This window comes from Mesorhizobium loti, from assembly GCF_003148495.1.
GTDB classification, from domain to species: domain Bacteria; phylum Pseudomonadota; class Alphaproteobacteria; order Rhizobiales; family Rhizobiaceae; genus Mesorhizobium; species Mesorhizobium loti.
In genome coordinates this window covers 893,297-914,743 of sequence record NZ_QGGH01000002.1, presented here as the reverse complement: position 1 = coordinate 914,743, position 21,447 = coordinate 893,297, and the positions used below count along the sequence as shown (strand labels likewise).

Below are 21,447 nucleotides of genomic sequence, written 5' to 3'. Positions count from 1 at the left end.
TTTATTGTCCCATGGGTCAATTCTTGATCTAAGCGGGCGAAAATGTCAACGTGGATTCGCGATGCATGGACCGATCCCGTGAAACTCAAGCGCCTCAGTGAGATACGCCGCAAGGAGCTGCGGCAGGCGGCCTTCGCGGTGCTGGAGCGCGAAGGCATTGCCGGCGCGACACTGGAAAAGGTGGCGGCCCAGGCTGGCGCCTCAAAGGGCATCGTGCTGCACTATTTCCGCAACAAGCAGGAATTGTTCGAGCACGCGATGCGCGAGGCCAACGCCGTCCTGTGCCAGGCGGTGATTGCGCGGCTTCGCCGGGCGCATACCCCGATGGAGCGCATGGATGCGGTGATCGAGGGCAATTTCGAGGAGCATCTGTTCCAGCCGCCTCTGTGCCATGCCTGGTTGTCGCTCTGCGCCGAGGTGCCGCGCGACGAGAAGATGGCCCGTATCCAAAGAGTGATCCATGCGCGCATGCGCTCTAACCTGCTGTCGGGCCTGCGCGGCCTCGCCTCGCCGGCGGATGCCGACGACATCGCGCTTGGCGTCACCGCGCTGATCGATGGGCTTTGGCTGCGGCTCGGCCTGCAGCCGGGCAGCGTCTCGCGCGAACAGGCCGTCCGTCAGGTCAAGAATTATATCGCGGGCCGGCTGGCCCTGCGGGAGCTTGCGACCGCCGGCGCGTAAACCGGCCTCGGCTGACCTGCCGGCCGGCAGCGGTCGAAGTTCATACCGGGGGATAGGTCGACGGCTTGACCGCAGCCGCCACTATACGGTGCTCTCGACGAGGCAGAAATCCCTCGGGGCGTCGAATGAGACTTCACAACAAGCGCGCGCTGGTCACCGGTGGGTCGGACGGTATCGGCCTGGCGATCGCCGAGGCCTTTTCGCGCGAGGGCGCGGACGTCCTGATCGTCGGCCGCGACACCCGGAAGCTCGACGCCGCCCGCAAGCAGCTCGGCGGCACTATCGAGGCGCTGTCGGCCGATCTTGCCACATCGGCCGGCATCGCAGCCGTCGTCGAGCATGTGAAAAAATCCGGCGGGCCACTCGATATCCTCGTCAACAATGCCGGGGTGGCTTTCCTGGTGCCGTTCGAGACCGTCAGCGAGGCGCAGTTCCAGCAATCCTTCGCGCTCAATGTGACGGCCGTGTTCTTCCTCACCCAGGGCCTGCTGCCGCATCTGGCAACCGGCGCATCGGTGATCAACATCTCGTCCTATTTCGCCAACAAGATGATCCCGAAGCGTCCGTCGAGCCTCTATTCGCTGTCGAAGGGCGCGTTGAACTCGCTGACCAAATCGCTGGCCTTCGAACTCGGCCCGCGCGGCATCCGCGTCAACGCCATCGCGCCCGGCACGGTCGACACCGCCATGCGACGCAAGACCGTCGACAATTTGCCGGCCGAGGCAAAGGCGGAGCTGAAGGCCTATGTCGAGCGCAGCTATCCGCTTGGCAGAATCGGCCGCCCCGACGATCTGGCCGGTATCGCGGTCTATCTGGCCAGCGAAGAGGCGGCGTGGACCAGCGGCGGCATTTTTTCGATCGATGGTGGCTATACTGCGGGGTGAGGAGCTTTTCTCCCCCGTTGAGGGGGTGAGAAGCGGTCCGCGTAGCGGACGGGAAGCCAATTGCTTGGCTTTCCGAACGACGAACGCCCGGAGCGATAGCGAAGGGCCGGTCCGGCAGGCCAGAGGGGGTCGCCTCGCGTGAAGCGCCAGCCTGTTGCGGCAGCTAGGGGAGTTGCGCCGGGACGTACCGACCCCCTCTGTCGCCTTCGGCGACATCTCCCCCTCGAGGGGGGAGATCACCTTCAACCGATTTGCATCCTTGCCGCCCGCATTCTCCGCTTGAAGCCGTTTGTGCAACGCGATACGCCGTTGCCGACTTCGACAAGGAGAGACCCGTGACCGCTGCAAAGACCAGAACCGAAACCGACACGTTCGGCCCGATCGAAGTCGCCGCCGATCGCTATTGGGGCGCACAGGCGCAGCGTTCCCTTGGCAATTTCAAGATCGGCTGGGAAAAGCAGCCGGCGTCGATCGTGCGCGCGCTGGGCATCGTCAAGCGCGCGGCGGCCGAAGCCAATATGGACCTTCAGCGGCTCGACCCGGCGATCGGCAAGACGATTGTCGAGGCGGCGCAAGAGGTCATCGACGGCAAGCTCAACGACCATTTCCCGCTGGTGGTCTGGCAGACCGGCTCGGGCACGCAGTCCAACATGAATGCCAACGAGGTGATCTCCAACCGGGCGATCGAGATGCTGGGCGGCGTCATGGGCTCCAAGAAGCCGGTGCATCCCAACGACCACGTCAATATGAGTCAGTCGTCGAACGACACCTATCCGACGGCCATGCACATCGCCTGCGCCGAGCGCATCGTGCACGATTTGCTGCCGGCCCTGAAACATCTGCACAAGGCACTTGAAGCCAAGACCAAGGCCTTCGCGCACATCATCAAGATCGGCCGCACGCACACGCAGGATGCCACTCCCCTCACGCTTGGCCAGGAATTTTCGGGCTATGCCGCGCAGGTCGCCTCGTCGATCAAGCGTATCGAGCTGACGCTGCCGGGCCTGCAGGAACTGGCGCAGGGCGGCACCGCCGTCGGCACCGGCCTCAACGCGCCGGTCGGCTTCGCCGAACGGGTGGCGGATCGCATCGCCGCCATCACCGGCATCGCCTTCGTTACCGCGCCGAACAAGTTCGAGGCGCTGGCAGCCCATGATTCCATGGTGTTTTCGCACGGCGCCATCAACGCGGCGGCCGCGGCGCTGTTCAAGATCGCCAACGACATCCGCTTCCTCGGTTCCGGCCCGCGTTCGGGTCTTGGCGAACTGTCGCTGCCGGAAAACGAACCGGGCTCGTCGATCATGCCGGGCAAGGTCAACCCGACCCAATGCGAAGCGATGACGCAGGTCTGCGTGCAGGTGTTCGGCAACAATGCTGCCCTCACCTTCGCCGGCAGCCAGGGTCATTTCGAGCTCAACGTCTACAACCCGCTGATGGCTTACAACTTCCTGCAGTCGGTGCAGCTGCTCTCCGATGCCTCGGTCTCCTTCACCGACAATTGCGTCGTCGGCATCGAAGCGCGGGAAGACAACATCAAGGCGGCACTCGACCGCTCGCTGATGCTGGTGACGGCGCTGGCGCCGACCATCGGCTACGACAATGCCGCCAAGATCGCCAAGACCGCGCACAAGAAGGGCACCACGCTGCGCGAGGAAGCGCTCGCCACCGGGCTGGTCAGCGAAGCCGATTATGACCGCCTAGTGCGGCCGGAGGACATGACGCATCCGGGGTAAGCAATTCCAGGAAAAGTGTCTTGCGGTTTTCCGTCCGGAATTGCGTCAACCAGAAAACCCGACATTTCGCGACGGGAGAATTTACTCCCGTCGCGACCTGACCCGACGCGAATTTTGCGCGGGCCGCCCGATCACGGAAATGTAAGCGCTGTGAACAATGTGTCGCCAGTCTGGCGGCTTTGGTGAACAGTCCGCTTGCTCTATCTCACCGGTATCAACCCCTCCCGGAGAGAACCCCATGTCCATCAACACTTCAGTCGCCGCTTCCGGCACGTCCAATGCCTCGACCACCATCCTCCTCGGCCGCGTCCTGCTTGCGGTCATCTTCCTGCTGTCAGGCTTCGGCAAGCTCACCGCCATCGCCGGCACGGCCGGCTATTTCGGCAGCCTCGGCCTGCCCTTGCCGACCGTAACGGCCATTGTCGTCGGCCTGATCGAGCTTCTCGGCGGCCTCGCCATCCTCGTCGGCTTCCAGACCCGGATTGTCGCCTGGGTGCTCGCGATCTTCACTGTCGCCACCGGCTTGGTCGCCCACACCGGTTGGGCCGACCAGATGCAGATGATCCAGTTTCTCAAGAACCTCGCCATCGCGGGCGGCTTCCTCCTGCTGGCTTCCTCGGGCGCCGGCGCCTATTCGATCGACGCCAAGCGCGGCTGATCAACTACCACCAACAAATCAAAAAGAGGGGCGCGGAATTTTCCGCGCCCCTCTTTCGTTGTCTGTGCAGGCCTCCCAGGCAGCCGATTCCTGCTAGGGTCGCTGCGTCGGAATTGGCACAACCGCCCGACCCGACCCGACAACGGAGGTGAACGCATGCCCCGCAACGCGCTGCTCCTGCTTTCCCGGCTGCTGCTCGCCGCCCTGTTCGTGCCCTCCGGTTTCCAAGCGTTGAGCGATATTGCCGGCACGACAGGCTATTTCGCCGGCCTGGGCTTGCCGCTGCCGACGCTTGCCGCCTGGGGCACGGGACTGTTCGAACTCATCGCCGGGCTGCTCATCCTGGTCGGTTTCCAGACCCGGGTCATAGCGCTGCTGCTTGCCGCCTTCTGCATCGCCGCCGGTTTCATCGGCCATTACGGCCAGGGTGGCGGCGACCCGATTCTCGCCTTCCTGCACCAGCAGATGCTGATGAAGGACATCGCCATATCGGGCGGTTTCCTGGCATTGGCGATGGCCGGCGCCGGCGCCTGGTCGGTCGACGGGCGTGGTTTGGCGTAACGCCGACTTCACCGAGACGCTCTATTTATTTGACCGATATGCTGGGACCGCCCTCGACGGCCAACACCAGCCGGCGGTTGGTTATCCTTGCCAGTTGCGCCAGTCGCCCGGCCGGCCGTTCGCCATAGAGATCGGCCAGCGACGCCGGCAAGACCAGCGCCAGCACGCCGTTGCCGCGCTGTTCCCATTTCAGCCTGGGCATGATGCCGGGCATCGACGCCGTCAGCAGATAAACGACGCGCATCATCGCCGCCAGCACCCGTGCCCGCTCCAGATAGCGTGGCGTAGCCAGCGCCTTGATCTCGGGGGCGATGGCTTCGTTGAAGATGCCGTCGTGACGATAGGCGTTGGCCAGTGCCAGGAAGGCGCGGCCGGGATGGTCGACGCCGAAGAAAGACGCATGCGCGATGATATTGAGCGATTGCTTGCCGCGATATTCCGGATGCGCGCGCCAACCGATGTCGGCCAGCAATGCGGCTGCATGGCGATAGCGCGCCTCGTCCTCGGTCTCGTCGATGCCGAAGGCGGCAAAGGTCCTGGCTGTCCATTCGACAAGTTCATGCGCATGAGTGACGGAGCGTGAGCGCAGGCGGGCGAGTTCTTCCGAGGCCGAAATCAGCGGATCGGCCTTTTGCTCGGCCTCGTCGAGCAGCGAATAGAGAAAGCCTTCGCGCACGCCGAGCGCCGAAACGATGATCTTCGACGGCTGCATCGCCGCCATGATCTCCTGCAGCACGATGGCGCCATAAGGCAGCAGCGAACGGCGGTTCTTGGAAACGCCTTCGATCCCCTTGACCTTCTCGATCTCGGCTTTGGCCACCTGCTTGAGGAAGTTCGTCGCGCTTTCGGCCGATATCTCGTAATGGTGCATGACGCCGAGCGGATAGTTGGTCATTTCCATGTGCAGCCGGGCGAGATTTCGCCAGGTGCCGCCCACTGCGTAGAAGGGCCTGCCTTGCCCACCCTTCAACAGCTTCGCCTTCGCCAGTTCGTCACGCGCGATCTTCGCCGCCTGGGTCAGCGAGTTCTTCGCCATGTCCTGCAGGCGCAGGCCACCCAGCGGCAACGTTATGCCGTCACCGATCGCTTCGCCATTGACGTCGACCAGTTCGAGACTGCCGCCGCCCAGATCGCCGGCGATGCCATCGGCCGGATGGAAGCCGGAAATGACGCCGAGCGCCGAATAATAGGCTTCCTGCCGGCCGCTGATCACACGGATTTCGGTCTTGAGCACATCCTCGGCGCGGTGGATGAAATCGGGACCGTTGATCGCCTCGCGAGCGGCGGCGGTCGCCAGCACATACATATGTTCGGCGCCGGCCTGGTCGGAAAGCGCGCGAAAGCGGCGGAACTCTTCCATCGAGCGGGTCACCGCCTCGGGATCGAGCTTGCCGGTCGAAACGATGCCACGGCCGAGACCAGCCAGCATCTTTTCGTTGAACAGCATGGTTGGCGAGCGCGCCAGTCCCTCATAGACGACGAGACGGATCGAGTTCGACCCGATGTCGATGATGGATAGCGGTCGGCGGTCCTGCAACCGGCCCTGGGAATCAGACAGCATCAGCCGGACGCTGCGGCGTTCTTCTTGCGGCGCTTGAACTGCGCAATGCGCTTGGGCGCATGCGACTTCAGCGCGTCACCCCGTCCCGACAGGCTCGGATTGGTCATGAAATATTCCTGCGCGTTGAACGGTTCCTCGCCCTCCTCCAGCACCACGCGCCGGGAGGTTCCATCAGCCAATACGTCGAAACTTTGCTGATTGTCCATGATGTTGCCCAGCATGATCTGGCCAAGGATCTGTTCATGCACAGTTGGATTGGTGATCGGCACCATGGTCTCGACGCGGCGGTCGAGATTGCGCGGCATGAGATCGGCCGAAGAGATGTAGACGATGGCCTCGTCCGACGGCAGGCCGTGACCATTGCCGAAACAGTAAATGCGGCTGTGCTCGAGAAAACGGCCGACGATCGATTTTACACGGATGTTTTCCGACAGGCCCGGAACCTGCGGCCGCAGGCAGCAAATGCCGCGCACCACAAGGTCGATCTCGACGCCGGCGCGGCTTGCATCATAGAGCGCGTCGATGATGATCGGATCGACGAGCGCGTTCATCTTCATCCAGATGCGCGCAGGCCGACCCTCCACCGCATGGGCAATCTCGTCGGCAATGTGCTTCAGGATGCGGCTTCTCAGCGTGAACGGCGAGATCGCCAACCGCATTTCATCGGTCGGCTCGGCATAGCCGGTGATGAAATTGAAGAGCTGGGCGACGTCTCGGGCAATCGTCGGATCGGTGGTGAAGAAGGACAGGTCGGTGTAGATGCGCGCGGTCACCGGATGGTAGTTGCCGGTGCCCAGATGCACGTAGTTGCGCAGCTTGCCGTCCTCACGCCGCACCACCAGCGACATTTTCGCATGTGTTTTCAGCTCGAGGAAGCCGAACACGACCTGCACGCCGGCACGCTCCAGGTCGCGCGCCCAGCGGATGTTGGCTTCCTCGTCGAAGCGCGCCTTGAGCTCGACCAGCGCGGTGACCGACTTGCCGGCCTCGGCCGCGTCGACCAGCGCGCGCACGATCGGGCTGTCATTGGAGGTGCGGTAAAGCGTCTGCTTGATCGCCACCACTTCAGGGTCGGCCATCGCCTGGCGCAGGAACTGCACCACGACGTCGAAGGATTCGTAGGGGTGGTGGACGACGATGTCCTTCTCACGGATGGCAGCAAAACAGTCGCCGCCATGCTCGCGGATGCGCTCGGGAAAGCGCGGATTGTAGGGCGTGAATTTCAGATCGTCGCGGGGAACGGCGACGATTTCGGAGATCTGACTGAGCGCCAGTGGTCCGGTCAGGACGCTGATGCGGCTCGACGACACGCCAAGTTCGCCGGCGACGAAGTCGCGTAATTCGGCAGGCATCAGCCTGTCGAATTCGATGCGGATCACCGATCCGCGGCGACGCCGCTTGAGTGCCGTTTCGAACAGGCGCACCAGATCCTCGGACTCCTCCTCGACTTCGATATCGCTGTCACGGATGATGCGGAACGTGCCGGAGCCCTTGACCTCGTAGCCGGGGAAAAGCTTGCCGATGTAGAGGCCGACCGCCTCTTCCAGCGGTATGAAGCGGACATGATGCTTGCGGTCCGGCAGGCGGATGAAGCGCTTCAGCGCCACCGGCAGACGCAGCAGCGCGCTCATCTCTTCGCCATTCTTGCGGTGGCGCAATTGCAGCGCCATCGAGAAGCCGAGATTTGGAATGAACGGGAACGGATGCGCCGGGTCGATCGACAGCGGGGTCAGCACCGGGAACACCTGCTCCTGGAAATGGTCTTCCAGCCAGACCTTCTCCTCCTTGGTCAGCGCATCGCGGGTGATGCTCTCGATGCCTTCCTTGTTGAGCAGCACGGTGAGCGCCGAAAGGCTCTTCTGCTGGTCTTCCTGCAGCCGCTCGACCTCACGCAGCAGCTGTTCGAGCTGCTGTTCGGGGGTGCGGCCGTCAGGGCTCTTCAGCGTGATGCCCTCGCGCACCTGACCGGCGAGGCCGGCGACACGGACCATGAAGAATTCGTCGAGATTGGCGGCCGAGATCGACAGGAAGCGAACGCGCTCCAGCAGCGGATGATTGAGGTTCAGCGATTCCTCGAGAACGCGCCGGTTGAACTGCAGCCAGGAAAACTCCCGGTTGACGAAGCGATCGGGGTTGCCGCCCTCCGGACGAGCCACCTCGACGTTCACGAATTCGCTCTGCACCGGCTTCAGTTCGTTCATGGTTCCTGCTCTTCCCACCGCTCAGCCGGTTAACCGGCTTAACTTATCCTCTGACAGGCTTTTGCGACAGTTTCATTTCATCGATCTTGCAAAGAGGCCTGTTATGATCCAGATGCAGAAGAGACTGCGTTAAGGAGACGACGATGGCAGGCGGTTCCATTCCCCATTTTCAAAACGATGCGGGCCACCCGGCAATCGACATCGGCGTCAAGGAATTCATGTGCACGGGCGCCAATCCGCCTTTCGACCACCCGCATGTGTTTCTCGACATGGGTGGCGATAATGAAAAAGTCTGCCCCTATTGCTCGACGCTCTACCGCTATTCGCCAAAGCTGAAGGCGACGGAAACGCTGCCGGCCGGCTGCATCTATATCGACCAGGCCGCCTGAGTCTTCGCGACAAGCCCGATGAATGACACGCGATCCCGGCAAGTTGTCATCGCCGGGGCGGGTGTCGCCGGATTGACCGCAGCCCTCGCATTCGCCGAACGCGGCTACCCGGTTCGGGTGTTCGAACAGGCGCAGCGCCTGGAAGCAGCCGGCGCCGGCCTCCAGCTTTCTCCCAACGCGACACGCATCCTTCGCCAGCTTGGCGTGCTCGACCGTCTGCTGCCGGCAGCGGTGCGGCCGGAAGCGGTGGTCTTGAAGGATGCCGCAACGCTGCGCGAACTGGCGCGGGTGCCACTGGGACAAGCCGCTGAAACGCGCTGGCAAGCGCCCTATCTCGTGGCTCACAGAGCCGATCTGCAGAGCGCACTGACCGCGCGCGTTGCGGAGATATCGGATATCCATCTCACCACCGGTGCCCGTATCGGCAGCGTTGCCGCCGGCCCCGATGGCATCACGGCGACGGCCGAGATCGACGGCAAGACCATTGAGGCCGAGGGCTTCCTGCTGGTTGGCGCCGATGGCGTCTGGTCCTCGGTGCGCGCGCTTGTCGATTCGGCCAAAAGGGCGGCCTCGCCAAGAAGCCGGTTTTCCGGCGAACTGGCCTGGCGCGCGACCATTGCAGCGCAAAGTGCCGCAGGGCAGGCTTTCGCGGCGATCGGCGCTCCGGACTGCGTCACCACCTTCCTGCACCCGGGCTTCCATATGGTGGCCTACCCCGTCAGCAAGGGCGACGCCTTCAACCTCGTCGCCTTCACCAGAGGCGAGCGCATTGCCGAGGGCTGGTCCGGCCATGCCGATCCCGGCATCCTCGCCAGCGCAATGCGCGGCACCGCGCCTGGTCTTGCAGAACTGGTGGAAATGGTTGGTGCGTGGCTGACTTGGCCGCTCCACACTGTCGAACAGAACCAGCCTTGGACAATGCCGGACGGCATTGCGCTGATTGGCGACGCCGCGCATGCGATGACGCCGTTCGCGGCGCAAGGTGCGGCGATGGCGATCGAGGACGCGGCGACGCTTGCCGATATCATCGCCGACTTCCCCGCCGATCCGGCACAAAGTCTGCAAATCTGGGAGAACCTGCGGCGGCCGCGCGTCGCCAGGGTCGCTCGTCGCGGCGCCGTCAACCGACTGGCCTGGCATGCCACGGGCCCAGTGGCTATCGCGCGCAATCTGTTCCTGAGAATGCGCGCGTCGGACAAACTCGCGGCGGATTTGGATTGGCTCTATGGCTGGCGGGCAGCGGAGGCTGCTGTCAGGCGTTGAAAGCCTGACAGGCTGGCGGGACAGCGCCCCTCTCTGTCCTGCCGGACATCTCCCCCACGAGGGGGGAGATCGGCTGGCACCGCCGATTTCGCCAATCTCTAACGTTGCAGGAAAGCGCGAGGCGCCGAAACCGCCATCTCCCCCCTCATGGGGGAGATGTCCGGCAGGACAGAGGGGGGCGCGAAGGAATGAGGCGTCTCGCATTGGCGAAACGCGACAAGACGAGACAGCTAATTATACAGCCGCATCGACAGGCCAAGCGATACAGGCAGCGGGTTCCACCAGCCGGTGCGCAGGCCGGCGGTGCGCAAGGCTGCTGCCGTCCAGGTGTTGCAGCCGACCAGCGCGTTGAAATGGCCATTGGCTTCGTAGAAGCCGTCGAACCTGGAATAGGCCGCATCCGGAACAAGGATCGGACCCTTCGGCCCCCGCTGGAAACTCGCATCGATGAAATCGAGCAGCGCCACGAACCGATCCTCACCGATGTCGAACCCCGCGAGGTCCGGGCGCGATTCGACGATGTCACCGGCGACATCGACATGCATGACCGAAGCATCGATGGTCAGCGCCTTCATCACCGGCACCGCCTTCAACTCAGACCATGTCGGCGTCTCCAGGTAGAAAGCGCGGCCGCCCCAGCCAAAGACGATGTAGCGGACCCCCGGACTGTCGGCCGGTATGCCGGCGTCGACCAGGAAGTGGAAGCGCTGGCGCACGCTACCATCGACCGGAATGGCGATGTCCGTGTGGATGGCGTTCTTCAGCACCAGGATGTGGTGCGCCGTGGCGGGCCTGTCGGCGATTGCTTGCCAGAGCGGTCGCGGTACGAAAGTACCCAGCACGACGGCGAGCATAGCCCCAATCAAAACAAGGCCAAGAAAACGTCCCAGTCTTTTCATGAATGGCGGCCCTGCAGACGCGCTCTGGCGCGACACAAATCGCCCGCCTCCTGCTCATCCATACGCAAAAGAGCCCGGCAGTGTTTCAGCCGGGCTCCCCGTGGCCGTCGAAGGCCTAGTGCAGGATCTGCGACAGGAACAGCTTCGTGCGCTCGTGGCGCGGGTGGTCGAAGAACTCGGCCGGCGTGTTCTGTTCAACGATCTGGCCCTGATCCATGAAGATGACGCGGTTGGCGACCTTGCGGGCAAAGCCCATCTCGTGGGTGACGCACAGCATGGTCATGCCTTCTTCGGCCAGACCGACCATCGTCTCCAGCACTTCCTTGATCATTTCCGGATCGAGCGCCGAGGTCGGCTCGTCGAACAGCATGATGCGCGGGTTCATGCACAGCGAGCGGGCGATCGCCACGCGCTGCTGCTGGCCGCCGGACAACTGGCCGGGATATTTGTGCGCCTGTTCCGGGATCTTGACGCGCTTGAGGAAATGCATGGCGATTTCCTCGGCCTGCTTCTTTGGCGTCTTGCGCACCCAGATCGGCGCCAGCGTGCAGTTCTCCAGGATGGTCAGATGCGGGAACAGGTTGAAGTGCTGGAACACCATGCCGACCTCGCGGCGCACCTCGTCGATCTTCTTGAGATCGTTGGTCAGTTCCTTGCCGTCGACGATGATCTTGCCCTTCTGGTGCTCTTCCAGGCGGTTGATGCAGCGGATCATCGTCGATTTGCCGGAGCCCGAAGGGCCACAGATGACGATGCGCTCGCCGCGCATCACTTTCAGATTGATGTCCTTGAGCACGTGGAATTCACCATACCATTTGTGCATGGCGATGATGTCGATGGCGACATCGGTGGTGGAAATCTGCATCTTGGCGGCGTTGACCTTGATCTCTTCCGCGCTGACGGCATTTTCGGTGGCCATGACGGGATCCCCTTGTTCTTTTGTTTAGCGTTTGTGGCCGGTGTCGAGCCGGCGTTCGGTGAACATTGAATAGCGCGACATGCCGAAGCAGAACAGCCAGAAGACGAAGGCCGCGAAGATAAGACCGGACCTGGCGGTCTGCGCCGTTGCCCAGTTTGGGTCGGAGAAGTTCTGCTTCACGATGCCGAGCAGGTCGAACATCGAGATGATGATGACCAGGCTGGTGTCCTTGAACATGCCTATGAAGGTGTTGACGATGCCCGGGATGACCAATTTCAGTGCCTGCGGCATGACGATGAAATACATCTTCTGCCAGTAGCCGAGACCGAGCGAATCGGCACCTTCATACTGCCCCTTGGGGATCGCCTGCAGGCCGCCGCGCACCACTTCAGCCATATAGGCGGCGGCAAACAGCGACACGCCGATCAGCGCGCGCAGGAACTTGTCGAAGCTGACGCCCTCCGGCAGGAACAGCGGCAGCATGACGCTGGCAAAGAACAACACGGTGATCAGCGGGATGCCGCGCACCGTCTCGATGAAGACGACGCATAGCGTCTTGATGATCGGCATCTTGGAACGACGGCCGAGCGCCAGCACGATGCCCAGCGGCAGCGACACGGCAATACCGACGAAGGACAGGCTGAGCGTTACCAGCAGCCCGCCCCACAGCGAGGTCTCGACATGTGGCAGGCCAAACATGCCGCCGACCAGCAGGATGAAGGCGACGATCGGCAGCACAAAGAACAGCAGAATGGCATTCAGCCCTTTGCGCGGCACTTTCGGGATGAGCATCGGCACCAGCAGCGCCACGAAGAAGATGGCGACCAGGATCGGCCGCCAGCGCTCCTCGATCGGATAGCGCCCGACCATGAACTGGCCGAACTTGGCATTGACGAAAGCCCAGCAGGCGCCGGTCCAGCCATCCGGCTGGACGCCGCCTTGCGCCACGGTGGCGCATACGGTCCGGTCCGGTCCCGTCCACACAGCGTTGATGAACGCCCAGTTGATGATTTGCGGCAGGATCAGCGCCACCAGCGCGATGCCGGCGATGGTCAGAATGGTGTCGCCGGCAGAAGCGATCAGGTTCTTGCGCACCCACGCACTGAAACCCGTAACGCCGGCTGGCGCCGGCTGCGCCAGCACCATTTCGGTGCGCACCCAGGACATATCATGTTCTTGCATGTCCTTACCTCTCCACCAGCGCCATCTTGGCGTTGAACCAGTTCATCACAAGCGAGGTCAGGAGGCTGATGGCCAGATAGATCACCATCATGATCACCACGCCCTCGACAGCCTGGCCGGTCTGGTTCAGCACCGTACCGGCGGTCGCTGTCAGGTCCGGATAGCCGATGGCGATGGCGAGCGACGAGTTCTTGGTCAGGTTGAGATACTGGCTGGTCAGCGGCGGAATGACGATGCGCATGGCCTGCGGCACGACGACCAGCCGCAGGATCGATCCGGGCCGCAACCCCAACGCGCCGGCAGCTTCCGTCTGGCCCTTGCTGACGCCCCTGATGCCAGCGCGTACGATCTCGGCAATGAAGGCGGCGGTATAGCAGGACAGCGCCAGATACAGCGACAGGAACTCCGGCCTGACCTGGAAGCCGCCGGTCAGGTTGAAAGTCGATTGCTTCGGGTAGTCGAAAGTCAGCGGAAAGCCGCTCAGCGCATAGGCGAGCAGCGGCAGCCCGACGATCAGCGCCAGGGCTGTCCACAACACCGGAAATTGCTGGCCGGTCGCCATCTGCCGTTGCCGCGCCTTGCGCGCGACGAACCACGCCATGCCGATGCCGACAAGCAGAGCGACGAAGATCAGCCAGGAGCCGTCGCCCCACACGGCGCGTGGAAAATAGAAGCCGCGCTGGTTGAGGAAGGAGCCGAACGGCAGATTGATGCTGTCGCGTGGTGCCGGCAGCACGGCCAGCACGCCGGAATACCAGAAGAAGATGACCAGCAGCGGCGGGATGTTGCGGAACACCTCGACATAGACCGTGCAGATCTTCCTGATCAGCCAGTTCTGCGAAAGCCGGCCGATGCCGACAATGAAGCCGATGATTGTCGCGGTGATGATGCCGACGATGGCGACGATGACAGTATTTAGGAAGCCGACTAGGATGGCGCGGCCATAGGTCGAATCCGATGAATAAGCGATAGCGCTCTCGCTGATGTCGAAGCCGGCGCGGCCCTTGAGGAAGCCGAAGCCCGAAGCGATGTGAAGGCGCGTCAGGTTGGCAATGACGTTGTGGGCAATCCACCAGACGCCCGCCACCAGCAGAACGACGACCAGCGCCTGGAAGAATATGCCCCGGACTTTCGGATCGTTGATAAAGGAACCGCGGCTGGGCTCCTCGCGAAGAACTTCCTGCGATGCCATTCGACCGTCCCCTGGAAAGAGAAACCGGAAGGCAGACGACCTGCCTCCCGGATCACATTTCGATCAGCGGATCGGCGGAGCGTATTGCAGGCCGCCCTTGGTCCACAGCGCGTTGATGCCGCGCGCGATCTTCAGCGGGCTGCCCGAACCGACATTGCGTTCGAACATTTCGCCATAATTGCCGACGGCCTTGACGATGTTGACGACCCAGTCATTGGAGACGCCGAGATCGGTGCCGATCTTGGTATCGGCTTCCTGGCCGAGCACGCGCTTGATCTCAGGGCTGGCCGAATTCTTCATTTCATCGACATTGGCCTTGGTGATGCCGAGCTCTTCAGCCTGCAACAGCGCGAAATAGGTCCACTTGACGATGTGGTACCACTGGTCGTCGCCCTGGCGAACGGCCGGCCCGAGGGGCTCCTTCGAGATGATCTCGGGCAGCACGACGTGATCGGCCGGCGATCCCAGCGTCAGGCGAATGCCATAGAGGCCCGACTGATCGGTGGTGTAGACGTCGCAGCGGCCGGCGTCATAGGCAGCGTTGACCTCTTCCAGCTTTTCGAAGACGACCGGATTGTACTCCATCTTGTTGGCCTTGAAGTAGTCGGCGAGGTTGAGCTCGGTGGTCGTGCCGCTCTGCACGCAGACGGCGGCGCCGGAAAGCTGCAACGCGGAATTGACGCCCGGCAGCTTCTTGGCATTGATCATGAAACCCTGGCCGTCATAGTAGGTGACGCCGATGAAATTCAGGCCAAGTGCCGTGTCGCGGTTGATCGTCCAGGTGGTGTTGCGCGACAGGATGTCGATCTCGCCGGACTGCAGCGCGGTGAACCGCTCCTTGGCGCTGAGCGGCGTGAACTTGACCTTGGTGCCGTCACCAAAGACGGCGGCCGCGACAGCGCGGCAGAAATCCGCGTCGATGCCTTGCCAGTCACCCTTGTCGTCTGGCGCCGAGAAACCGGCGAGGCCGGTCGAGACGCCACACTGGATGAAGCCCTTCGCCTTGACGGTGTCGAGCGTGGTTGCCGACGCGGCCGACGCCACCAACCCAAGCGTGGCGGCGCCAAGAATGCCGATAGCAATATGTTTCATGACCCACAGACCCTTCTTCTGTTTTTCAGGGCAAACCCTGATTTTTTTCCCGTGTGAACGCAGTTCCCATTCCGGCCCATTCCCGGAACCCCGCATCGTAACCGACGCGCCGCCTCCCATTCACAAATGTCATCGAAGGCGATAATTCCTGTGAGGTCAAGGGAAATGACCGAAACCGAAAGAGTTTGAAAACCGATTGCCGCAAATGCCTGATTTACAGACAAACGCGCCCGCGATTTGGTCAGTAGCGCAAATAAAGGCGGCAAAGCTCATTCAATGCCAATGCGAGGCCAATGCGGACCGCGGTAGCGAAATCCTTCCCAGGCAACATCTCGGCGTTATTGACCTCAATGCGCAATGAATTGCCATATCCAAAGACTGTCATCTGTCAGTTGCGGGCCAATACTGGCCGGAGACAAGGGCTGTTCTCAAAGGGCTCGAAAGACGAACCAGGCGCCGATCGCAGCCATCAACGCGCCCGAGACGCGCGGGATCAACTGCCCGGTCGGGACCGTCTTCTCCAGGAGAACAAGGATGGCGATGCCGGCGATCCACAGCACGTTCATGACGCCCCCGACGAACAGCAGAGCCATCAGGGCCCAGCAGCAACCCAGACAATAGGCGCCGTGATCGATGCCGAGCCGAAGCGCGCCGAGCGGAGAGGAACGGAACCCGCCATGGCTGGCGAGGAACGCGATCGGCGCCTGACATTGGCGCAGGCAGACGCCCTTCATCGGCGTCCATTGATAGAGACCAGCGGCGATCAGGACGAGGCCACCGAGGATCGCGCTGTCGGTCGCCATCGAGGGATCGAGCAAGGCGAGACGGGCGAGCAGCCATTGCGCACCGGTTGCCAGGACGCTGAAGACGACCCAGACGGCAAGATAGCCGGCAAAAAACCATCCCGTCGAAGCGATGGGCCGGCCATCCGCGTGCGCCTTGCGGCCGACACCGGCATAGAGCAGCAACATCGGTGCGACCGAAGGCGTCATCATGCCGACCATCATCACCGCCCACATTGTGAAGATGAAAGCGAAATCGGCCGATGACCAGGTCCGGAACCCGGGCGCCACGGTGGCGCCCATGTCCATGCCGCCCGTGTCCATGGTCGACATGTCCATTCCAGCCATGTCGCCGCCTGTGCTGCCCGGTACGGGGGAACCGGGCATGACCATGTCGGCGGTGAGCCACAGCACATAGACCCAGGCGAGCAAGGCAATCACGACGAGCGCGGCCGTCACGACAGCGCGATCGCGCCGCAGCACCGCCTCGAGGGCCGTGTCGCCCATTGGATCAGGTCAATGCACGATGCCGCTCTGCGTGAGATGCAGATTGGCGAAATGGCTGTGCGTATCGGCCAGCTCGAACTTGATCGGGCCCGTCGCCTTGGTCCAGCCACGCCCGACCTCGGCGATCACGTATTCAAAGCCGTGCGGCAGGTCGATGCGCGCCTGATGCTCGGCGCCGGTGACCGGATTCTTGATCGGCTCGCCATGGCCGTCGGTTACGCCCTTGACGTGCAGCCGCCCGGTTCGCGCGTCGACGTCGACCTTGAATTCGATCGGGGCAAAGATCGGGTCGTGGAATTTCTCCAGCGTGGTCGAAAAGACCTGGAATATCGTTGCGCCTGGTTCGGTGTCGAGACCGCCCAATATGCGGAGCAGCGCTGCACGCTGGGCTTCGGTCGCCCGCTCGTCGATAACCACCGCGGCTTCGCCCCTGCCCTGGTGTATGGCGCCGGGCCAGCTGAAAATCCCGACGAACCGCAGTCCGTCGAGCTTGGTGTCGCCATGATGGCCGCTCTCGATTTCCATGCCAGCGACCGCCTGGCAGAATCCGTATGTCGGCATGGCGTTGAACTGGCACGGGCAGCCATAGGCGCAGTTGCAGTTGATGAATTCGCGCGCCTTCATTGTCCATTTGACGTCCGGCATGGCATTCCTCCCTTGCCGCGCTCACGCTCTGTGAGCGCGATCCGGATCGTAGAGGACCAGAAGGTGAACCGGCAACAACCATCCGGCAGCATCTGATCGAAGCAATCCGGCGATTAATATTAGCAATATACCATATACCTTTCACCGCCGCCCACAATAGGCCGATCGGCGGAGACTGGCGCAGCGCCGACAATGCGCCGCGGGGGTCATGCCGCACCCCGCATCGCCGGCTTTTGCCGCGACGAATTGGCATATTCGAAGTCCATCTCCTGGCGGACGGTGGCTGTTGCACGGTCCATGACGCCGCACTATGGCTAGCGGCTTGTCAAACAAGGCGATGCAGAATGGCGAAAGACGGCAGCGAGCACTTTAGCGGCGGGATCGGCATCAACACGCGGCTTGCCCATTCGGGCAACAATCCGCATGACTATTTCGGCTTCGTCAATCCGCCGGTGGTGCATGCCTCGACCGTGCTTTTTCGTGACGCGGCTTCGATGGCGGCACGCAGCCAAAAATACACCTACGGCACGCGCGGCACACCTACGACCGATGCGCTTGCCCACGCCATAGACGCGCTGGAAGGCTCGGCCGGCACGATCCTGGTGCCGTCGGGTCTTGCAGCGGTGACCGTGCCGCTGCTCGCCTTCGTGTCGGCGGGCGACCATCTGCTGATCGTCGATACCGTCTATCATCCGACCCGCAACTTCGCCGACACGATGCTGAAGCGGCTGGGCGTCGAGGTCGAGTACTACGCCCCCGATGTCGGCGCCGGCATCGCCGCGTTGATCAAGCCCAACACCAAGGTGGTGTTCACGGAATCGCCAGCCTCCAACACGTTCGAGGTGCAGGACATCCCGGCTATCGTCAAGGTGGCGCACGCCGCAGGCGCCATCGTCATGATGGACAATACCTGGGCGACGCCGCTTTATTTCCGTCCGCTCGACCATGGTGTCGACATCTCCATCCATGCGGCGACGAAGTACCCGGCCGGCCATTCCGACGTGCTGCTTGGCACGGTGTCGGCCAATGACAGCTGCTGGAAGCATCTTTACGAAAGCTTCTGCACGCTTGGCTGTTGCGCCGGGCCAGACGACGTCTACCAGGTGCTGCGCGGCCTGCGCACCATGGGCGTGCGCCTGGAGCACCATCAGCGCAGCACGCTTGCCATCGCCTCCTGGCTCGAGGGCCAGAAGGGCGTGGCGCGCGTGCTCCACCCTGCCCTTCCCAGCCATCCGGACCACGATCTGTGGAAGCGCGACTTCTCCGGCTCGAGCGGCATCTTTTCCATCGTGCTTGCCGGCGGCGGCCAGAAGCAGCAGCACGCCTTCCTGGACGCGCTGCGGATCTTCGGTCTCGGCTACTCCTGGGGCGGCTATGAGAGCCTTGCCGTGCCGGTCTGGCTCGGCGACCGCGTTGTTGCAAAAGCGCCCTATGAGGGCCCGTTGATCCGCCTGCAGATCGGCCTCGAGGATGTCGACGACCTGAAAGCCGACATTCTGCGCGGCCTGACCGCCGCGGCGGCTGCCTGAACGATTAGGCACTCGCCAAACTGATTCAGCAGACCATCGCAAGCACCTCGAAAGACTGGTGAAATACGCGCCCGCGATACGCAACCCCGGATGCCGCCGTGATGGATGCAGCCGTAACATAGCGGAATTCTATTCTCAGAAATCGTGGCTTGGCGGATCAATTTGGCTTTCAAATTCCACGAGGTCGCGCCATTGCGGTGCGATCATCACGGTTTCGATTTCCCCCTGGAATACCGGCAGAGTTTTCGACGTCATGGCTTTCCGCCTTTTTGTTCCTATTCTTGCCGGCGCGACGCTGCGCGAGCGCATCATCGCCTGCATCGGCGCGACGATCGGCATTGCATTGACCGGCGTGATCGGCGGTCTGGTGCTCGGCAACGGCCCGCACGTGCCGCTGCTGGTGGCGCCGATGGGAGCATCGGCGGTGCTGCTGTTCGCGGTGCCGGCCAGTCCGCTGGCGCAGCCATGGTCGATCATCGGTGGCAACACGATGTCGGCACTGGTCGGCGTGATCGTGGCGCATTTCATCCACGAAACCGCCCTTGCCACCGGCATCGCGGTGGCGCTGGCCATCGCCGCCATGTCGTTCACGCGCTGCCTGCACCCGCCGGGCGGGGCGGCCGCCCTGACCGCGGTGCTGGGAGGGCCTGCCGTCATCAGCGCCGGCTTCCTGTTTCCATTCGTGCCGGTGGCGCTGAACTCGATCCTGCTGGTGGCGCTCGGCTATGGCTTCCACAGACTGGCCCGGCGCAATTATCCGCATGTGCCGGTCGCAGCACCGGCGAACAGCCACGGCACCGTCGATCCGCCGGCACAGTCGCGCGTCGGCTTTCGGTCCGAAGACATCGATGCAGCACTTGGCGCACTCGACGAGACGTTCGATATCGATCGCAACGATCTCGACCGACTGCTGCGGCAAGTCGAATTGCAGGCGATGGTGCGCTCGCACAAGACCCTTCTGTGCGAGGACATCATGTCGCGTGATGTGATCTCGGTCGACGCGCACACCTCGGCCGACGCGGCGCGCCAATTGCTGCTTGACCACAACATCCGCACCTTGCCGGTCGTCAACGCCGAGGCAAGGCTGGCAGGCACCGTGGGATTGCGGGAACTGACCCTGGCCTCCGGCACGGTTGGATCCGTGATAACGCCCGCAGCGACAGCCGCCGCCGGTTTCACCGCCATGGGTCTGCTGCCCGTGCTCACCGACGGCCGCAGCCATGCGGTGATCATCGTCGACGACGACAAGCGGATTCTCGGGCTGATTACCCAGACCGATCTCCTGGCGGCCACCGCGCGCCTGCAGGCTGCTGACAGACCCTCACCGGGCGCGGTAGGGTAGCTGCCGCCGGACCCGGCGAAAAATCTTCGGGAACCTTTTGCCGGCAACGGCGTCCAATCTCTCAGTCGGGGTTCCGGTTCGGAGATTGGGTTGAGGAAACTGGCCATGCCTGCTGTCTTGACGGCCGTGCCTTCTGCTGAGTCAGGCGACATGCATCTCGTGCGGCGGGCGCTGGCGCGCGACGGCGATGCCTTCCGCACCATCATCAAGACACACAATCAGCGGCTCTACCGGATCGCGCGCGGCGTCGTGCGCAATGACAGCGAGGCCGAGGACATCGTCCAGGAGGCTTATGTCAGGGCCTTCGCCCATCTCGATGCGTTTCGCGGCGACTCCTCGCTCGCCACATGGCTGTCGCGCATCGTCATCAACGAGGCGCTCGGCCGCCTGCGCAAAAGGCGCAGAACGGTGGCACTGCCGGAAAATCCGCAAGCCGAGATCATCCAGTTCCCTCTCAACCCCAGCGACGATCCGGAGCGGACGATGGCGCAACGGCAGATCCTCCAACTGGTCGAACGGGCCACCGACAGCCTTCCCGATGTCTACCGGACGGTGTTCGTGGCGCGGGTGATCGAGGGGCTGAGCATCGAAGAGACCGCCGATCTTCTCGGCGTGCGGCCACAAACCGTCAAGACAAGGCTGCACCGTGCCCGCGTTTTGGTGCGCAAGGCACTGAACGACCAGATCGGACCGGTGCTGCTCGATGCCTTCCCCTTCGCCGGCCGACGTTGCGAAAGGCTGACCAGCACCGTCTTGCGGCGGCTCGGGCTGGAAAGCTGACCCTCACCGGATTCAGTTGATTTTGGCGGGAACGTTTGCCGCTGACCAGCATCCAATGACCGTCAACCGAGAAACACTGTCCGGGGCGATTTCAGCGTCCGGACGAAGGAGATGCCATGTCTATCCGACACACTGCTGCCCTTGCCGCCCTGCTGCTGCTCGGCACTGCCCCGTTCGCACAAGCCGCCGACAAGCCGACCGATCCGCAGATCGCCCACATTGCCTACACGGCCGGAGTCATCGATGTTGAAGCGGCCAAGCTGGCGATCGAGAAATCGAAGACCAAGGAAGTCGTGGATTTCGCCAAAGACATGGTTCGCGATCATGAAGCCGTGAATGTGCAGGCGCTCGACCTGGTGAAGAAACTCAAGGTCACGCCGGAAGACAACGCCACCAGCCAGGCGTTGAGCAAGGCGGCCGCCGAGGAGAGGGCCAAGCTCGCCAAGCTCGACGGTGCAGCCTTCGACAAGGCCTATGTCGACAACGAGGTCGCCTATCACAAGCAGGTCAACGGCGCGCTCGAAACCCTTTTGATCCCGTCGGCGCAGAATGCCGAGCTGAAGAGCCTGCTGGAAACCGGCCTGAAGATTTTCCAGGGCCATGAGCAGCACGCCGAACATGTCGCCGGCATGCTGAAGTAAGGACCG

The 21,447-nt window shown here is 62.9% G+C and carries 20 protein-coding genes; 11 read left to right on the top strand and 9 right to left on the bottom strand.

Annotated elements, in window-relative coordinates; all coding sequences use genetic code 11:
* Window positions 1–42: 42 nt before the first annotated feature.
* The 5 genes from betI (at window position 43) to C8D77_RS12910 (ending at window position 4,517) form a co-directional block, all read left to right on the top strand.
* Window positions 43–681, top strand: coding sequence for a choline-binding transcriptional repressor BetI (betI, locus tag C8D77_RS12930; protein ID WP_109663027.1), 639 nt, complete (start codon window positions 43–45; stop codon window positions 679–681).
* Window positions 682–806: 125 nt separating this feature from the next.
* Entirely contained in the window at window positions 807–1,565 is a 759-nt protein-coding gene (locus C8D77_RS12925; RefSeq protein ID WP_109663025.1) for an SDR family NAD(P)-dependent oxidoreductase, read from the top strand.
* 335 nt (window positions 1,566–1,900) lie between these two features.
* Window positions 1,901–3,298: a class II fumarate hydratase gene (gene fumC, locus C8D77_RS12920; protein ID WP_109663023.1), complete on the top strand. Its 1,398-nt coding sequence runs from the start codon at window positions 1,901–1,903 to the stop codon at window positions 3,296–3,298.
* A gap of 238 nt (window positions 3,299–3,536) precedes the next feature.
* Window positions 3,537–3,956 carry a DoxX family protein gene (locus tag C8D77_RS12915; RefSeq protein WP_109663020.1) on the top strand — a complete coding sequence of 140 codons (420 nt, stop codon included), beginning with the start codon at window positions 3,537–3,539 and terminating at the stop codon, window positions 3,954–3,956.
* 156 nt (window positions 3,957–4,112) lie between these two features.
* Window positions 4,113–4,517: a DoxX family protein gene (locus C8D77_RS12910; protein WP_109663018.1), complete on the top strand. Its 405-nt coding sequence runs from the start codon at window positions 4,113–4,115 to the stop codon at window positions 4,515–4,517.
* Between the two features lie 25 nt (window positions 4,518–4,542).
* On the opposite strand, the gene ppx is transcribed toward C8D77_RS12910, so the two are convergent.
* Complete coding sequence (gene ppx / locus C8D77_RS12905; RefSeq protein ID WP_109663016.1) at window positions 4,543–6,078, bottom strand: exopolyphosphatase; 1,536 nt, start codon at window positions 6,076–6,078, stop codon at window positions 4,543–4,545.
* A complete protein-coding gene (locus C8D77_RS12900; protein ID WP_109663014.1) occupies window positions 6,078–8,279 on the bottom strand; it encodes an RNA degradosome polyphosphate kinase in 2,202 nt (733 codons plus the stop codon). Before C8D77_RS12900 ends, ppx begins: the two co-directional genes overlap by 1 nt.
* Before the next feature lie 143 nt (window positions 8,280–8,422).
* On the opposite strand from C8D77_RS12900, the gene C8D77_RS12895 reads away from it, so the two are divergent.
* A complete protein-coding gene (locus C8D77_RS12895; protein WP_109663012.1) occupies window positions 8,423–8,668 on the top strand; it encodes a zinc-finger domain-containing protein in 246 nt (81 codons plus the stop codon).
* 18 nt (window positions 8,669–8,686) lie between these two features.
* Window positions 8,687–9,931: an FAD-dependent monooxygenase gene (locus C8D77_RS12890; RefSeq protein WP_109663010.1), complete on the top strand. Its 1,245-nt coding sequence runs from the start codon at window positions 8,687–8,689 to the stop codon at window positions 9,929–9,931.
* A 230-nt stretch (window positions 9,932–10,161) separates the two neighbouring features.
* On the opposite strand, the gene C8D77_RS12880 is transcribed toward C8D77_RS12890, so the two are convergent.
* The 7 genes from C8D77_RS12880 to C8D77_RS12850 all read right to left on the bottom strand — a co-directional run bounded on the left by C8D77_RS12880 (window position 10,162) and on the right by C8D77_RS12850 (window position 17,149).
* Window positions 10,162–10,830 (bottom strand): TIGR02117 family protein, encoded by a 669-nt coding sequence (locus tag C8D77_RS12880; RefSeq protein WP_109663008.1) that lies wholly within the window; start codon window positions 10,828–10,830, stop codon window positions 10,162–10,164.
* Window positions 10,831–10,945: 115 nt separating this feature from the next.
* Window positions 10,946–11,695, bottom strand: a complete 750-nt coding sequence (locus tag C8D77_RS12875; protein ID WP_031260969.1) for an amino acid ABC transporter ATP-binding protein — start codon at window positions 11,693–11,695, stop codon at window positions 10,946–10,948.
* 78 nt (window positions 11,696–11,773) lie between these two features.
* A complete protein-coding gene (locus C8D77_RS12870; protein WP_109663006.1) occupies window positions 11,774–12,931 on the bottom strand; it encodes an amino acid ABC transporter permease in 1,158 nt (385 codons plus the stop codon).
* 4 nt (window positions 12,932–12,935) lie between these two features.
* Window positions 12,936–14,123, bottom strand: coding sequence for an amino acid ABC transporter permease (locus C8D77_RS12865; protein ID WP_109663004.1), 1,188 nt, complete (start codon window positions 14,121–14,123; stop codon window positions 12,936–12,938).
* Between the two features lie 63 nt (window positions 14,124–14,186).
* Window positions 14,187–15,215 carry an amino acid ABC transporter substrate-binding protein gene (locus tag C8D77_RS12860; protein WP_109663002.1) on the bottom strand — a complete coding sequence of 343 codons (1,029 nt, stop codon included), beginning with the start codon at window positions 15,213–15,215 and terminating at the stop codon, window positions 14,187–14,189.
* 428 nt (window positions 15,216–15,643) lie between these two features.
* A complete protein-coding gene (locus tag C8D77_RS12855; RefSeq protein WP_109663000.1) occupies window positions 15,644–16,504 on the bottom strand; it encodes a DUF2182 domain-containing protein in 861 nt (286 codons plus the stop codon).
* Between the two features lie 9 nt (window positions 16,505–16,513).
* Window positions 16,514–17,149, bottom strand: a complete 636-nt coding sequence (locus C8D77_RS12850; protein WP_109662998.1) for a DUF1326 domain-containing protein — start codon at window positions 17,147–17,149, stop codon at window positions 16,514–16,516.
* A gap of 344 nt (window positions 17,150–17,493) precedes the next feature.
* Here C8D77_RS12850 and C8D77_RS12845 point away from each other — a divergent pair, with 344 nt between their 5' ends.
* The 4 genes from C8D77_RS12845 (at window position 17,494) to C8D77_RS12830 (ending at window position 21,441) form a co-directional block, all read left to right on the top strand.
* On the top strand, window positions 17,494–18,678 hold the full coding sequence (locus tag C8D77_RS12845) for a cystathionine beta-lyase (protein WP_109662996.1): 1,185 nt from the start codon (window positions 17,494–17,496) through the stop codon (window positions 18,676–18,678).
* Between the two features lie 253 nt (window positions 18,679–18,931).
* Window positions 18,932–20,020: an HPP family protein gene (locus C8D77_RS12840; protein ID WP_109662994.1), complete on the top strand. Its 1,089-nt coding sequence runs from the start codon at window positions 18,932–18,934 to the stop codon at window positions 20,018–20,020.
* Between the two features lie 105 nt (window positions 20,021–20,125).
* Window positions 20,126–20,800 carry an RNA polymerase sigma factor gene (locus tag C8D77_RS12835; protein ID WP_109662992.1) on the top strand — a complete coding sequence of 225 codons (675 nt, stop codon included), beginning with the start codon at window positions 20,126–20,128 and terminating at the stop codon, window positions 20,798–20,800.
* A gap of 116 nt (window positions 20,801–20,916) precedes the next feature.
* Window positions 20,917–21,441: a DUF4142 domain-containing protein gene (locus C8D77_RS12830; RefSeq protein WP_109662990.1), complete on the top strand. Its 525-nt coding sequence runs from the start codon at window positions 20,917–20,919 to the stop codon at window positions 21,439–21,441.
* Window positions 21,442–21,447 lie beyond the last annotated feature (6 nt).

Bases quoted from the DNA above. Each gene is read 5' to 3' on its own strand.
- C8D77_RS12925 (WP_109663025.1), top strand. From the start codon at position 807: ATGAGACTTCACAACAAGCGCGCGCTGGTCACCGGTGGGTCGGACGGT.
- betI (WP_109663027.1), top strand. From the start codon at position 43: ATGTCAACGTGGATTCGCGATGCATGGACCGATCCCGTGAAACTCAAG.
- C8D77_RS12895 (WP_109663012.1), top strand. From the start codon at position 8,423: ATGGCAGGCGGTTCCATTCCCCATTTTCAAAACGATGCGGGCCACCCG.
- C8D77_RS12860 (WP_109663002.1), bottom strand. From the start codon at position 15,215: ATGAAACATATTGCTATCGGCATTCTTGGCGCCGCCACGCTTGGGTTG.
- C8D77_RS12900 (WP_109663014.1), bottom strand. From the start codon at position 8,279: ATGAACGAACTGAAGCCGGTGCAGAGCGAATTCGTGAACGTCGAGGTG.
- C8D77_RS12910 (WP_109663018.1), top strand. From the start codon at position 4,113: ATGCCCCGCAACGCGCTGCTCCTGCTTTCCCGGCTGCTGCTCGCCGCC.
- C8D77_RS12855 (WP_109663000.1), bottom strand. From the start codon at position 16,504: ATGGGCGACACGGCCCTCGAGGCGGTGCTGCGGCGCGATCGCGCTGTC.
- C8D77_RS12840 (WP_109662994.1), top strand. From the start codon at position 18,932: ATGGCTTTCCGCCTTTTTGTTCCTATTCTTGCCGGCGCGACGCTGCGC.
- C8D77_RS12915 (WP_109663020.1), top strand. From the start codon at position 3,537: ATGTCCATCAACACTTCAGTCGCCGCTTCCGGCACGTCCAATGCCTCG.
- ppx (WP_109663016.1), bottom strand. From the start codon at position 6,078: ATGCTGTCTGATTCCCAGGGCCGGTTGCAGGACCGCCGACCGCTATCC.
- C8D77_RS12875 (WP_031260969.1), bottom strand. From the start codon at position 11,695: ATGCAGATTTCCACCACCGATGTCGCCATCGACATCATCGCCATGCAC.
- C8D77_RS12870 (WP_109663006.1), bottom strand. From the start codon at position 12,931: ATGCAAGAACATGATATGTCCTGGGTGCGCACCGAAATGGTGCTGGCG.
- C8D77_RS12830 (WP_109662990.1), top strand. From the start codon at position 20,917: ATGTCTATCCGACACACTGCTGCCCTTGCCGCCCTGCTGCTGCTCGGC.
- C8D77_RS12890 (WP_109663010.1), top strand. From the start codon at position 8,687: ATGAATGACACGCGATCCCGGCAAGTTGTCATCGCCGGGGCGGGTGTC.
- C8D77_RS12850 (WP_109662998.1), bottom strand. From the start codon at position 17,149: ATGCCGGACGTCAAATGGACAATGAAGGCGCGCGAATTCATCAACTGC.
- C8D77_RS12865 (WP_109663004.1), bottom strand. From the start codon at position 14,123: ATGGCATCGCAGGAAGTTCTTCGCGAGGAGCCCAGCCGCGGTTCCTTT.
- C8D77_RS12835 (WP_109662992.1), top strand. From the start codon at position 20,126: ATGCCTGCTGTCTTGACGGCCGTGCCTTCTGCTGAGTCAGGCGACATG.
- C8D77_RS12845 (WP_109662996.1), top strand. From the start codon at position 17,494: ATGGCGAAAGACGGCAGCGAGCACTTTAGCGGCGGGATCGGCATCAAC.
- C8D77_RS12880 (WP_109663008.1), bottom strand. From the start codon at position 10,830: ATGAAAAGACTGGGACGTTTTCTTGGCCTTGTTTTGATTGGGGCTATG.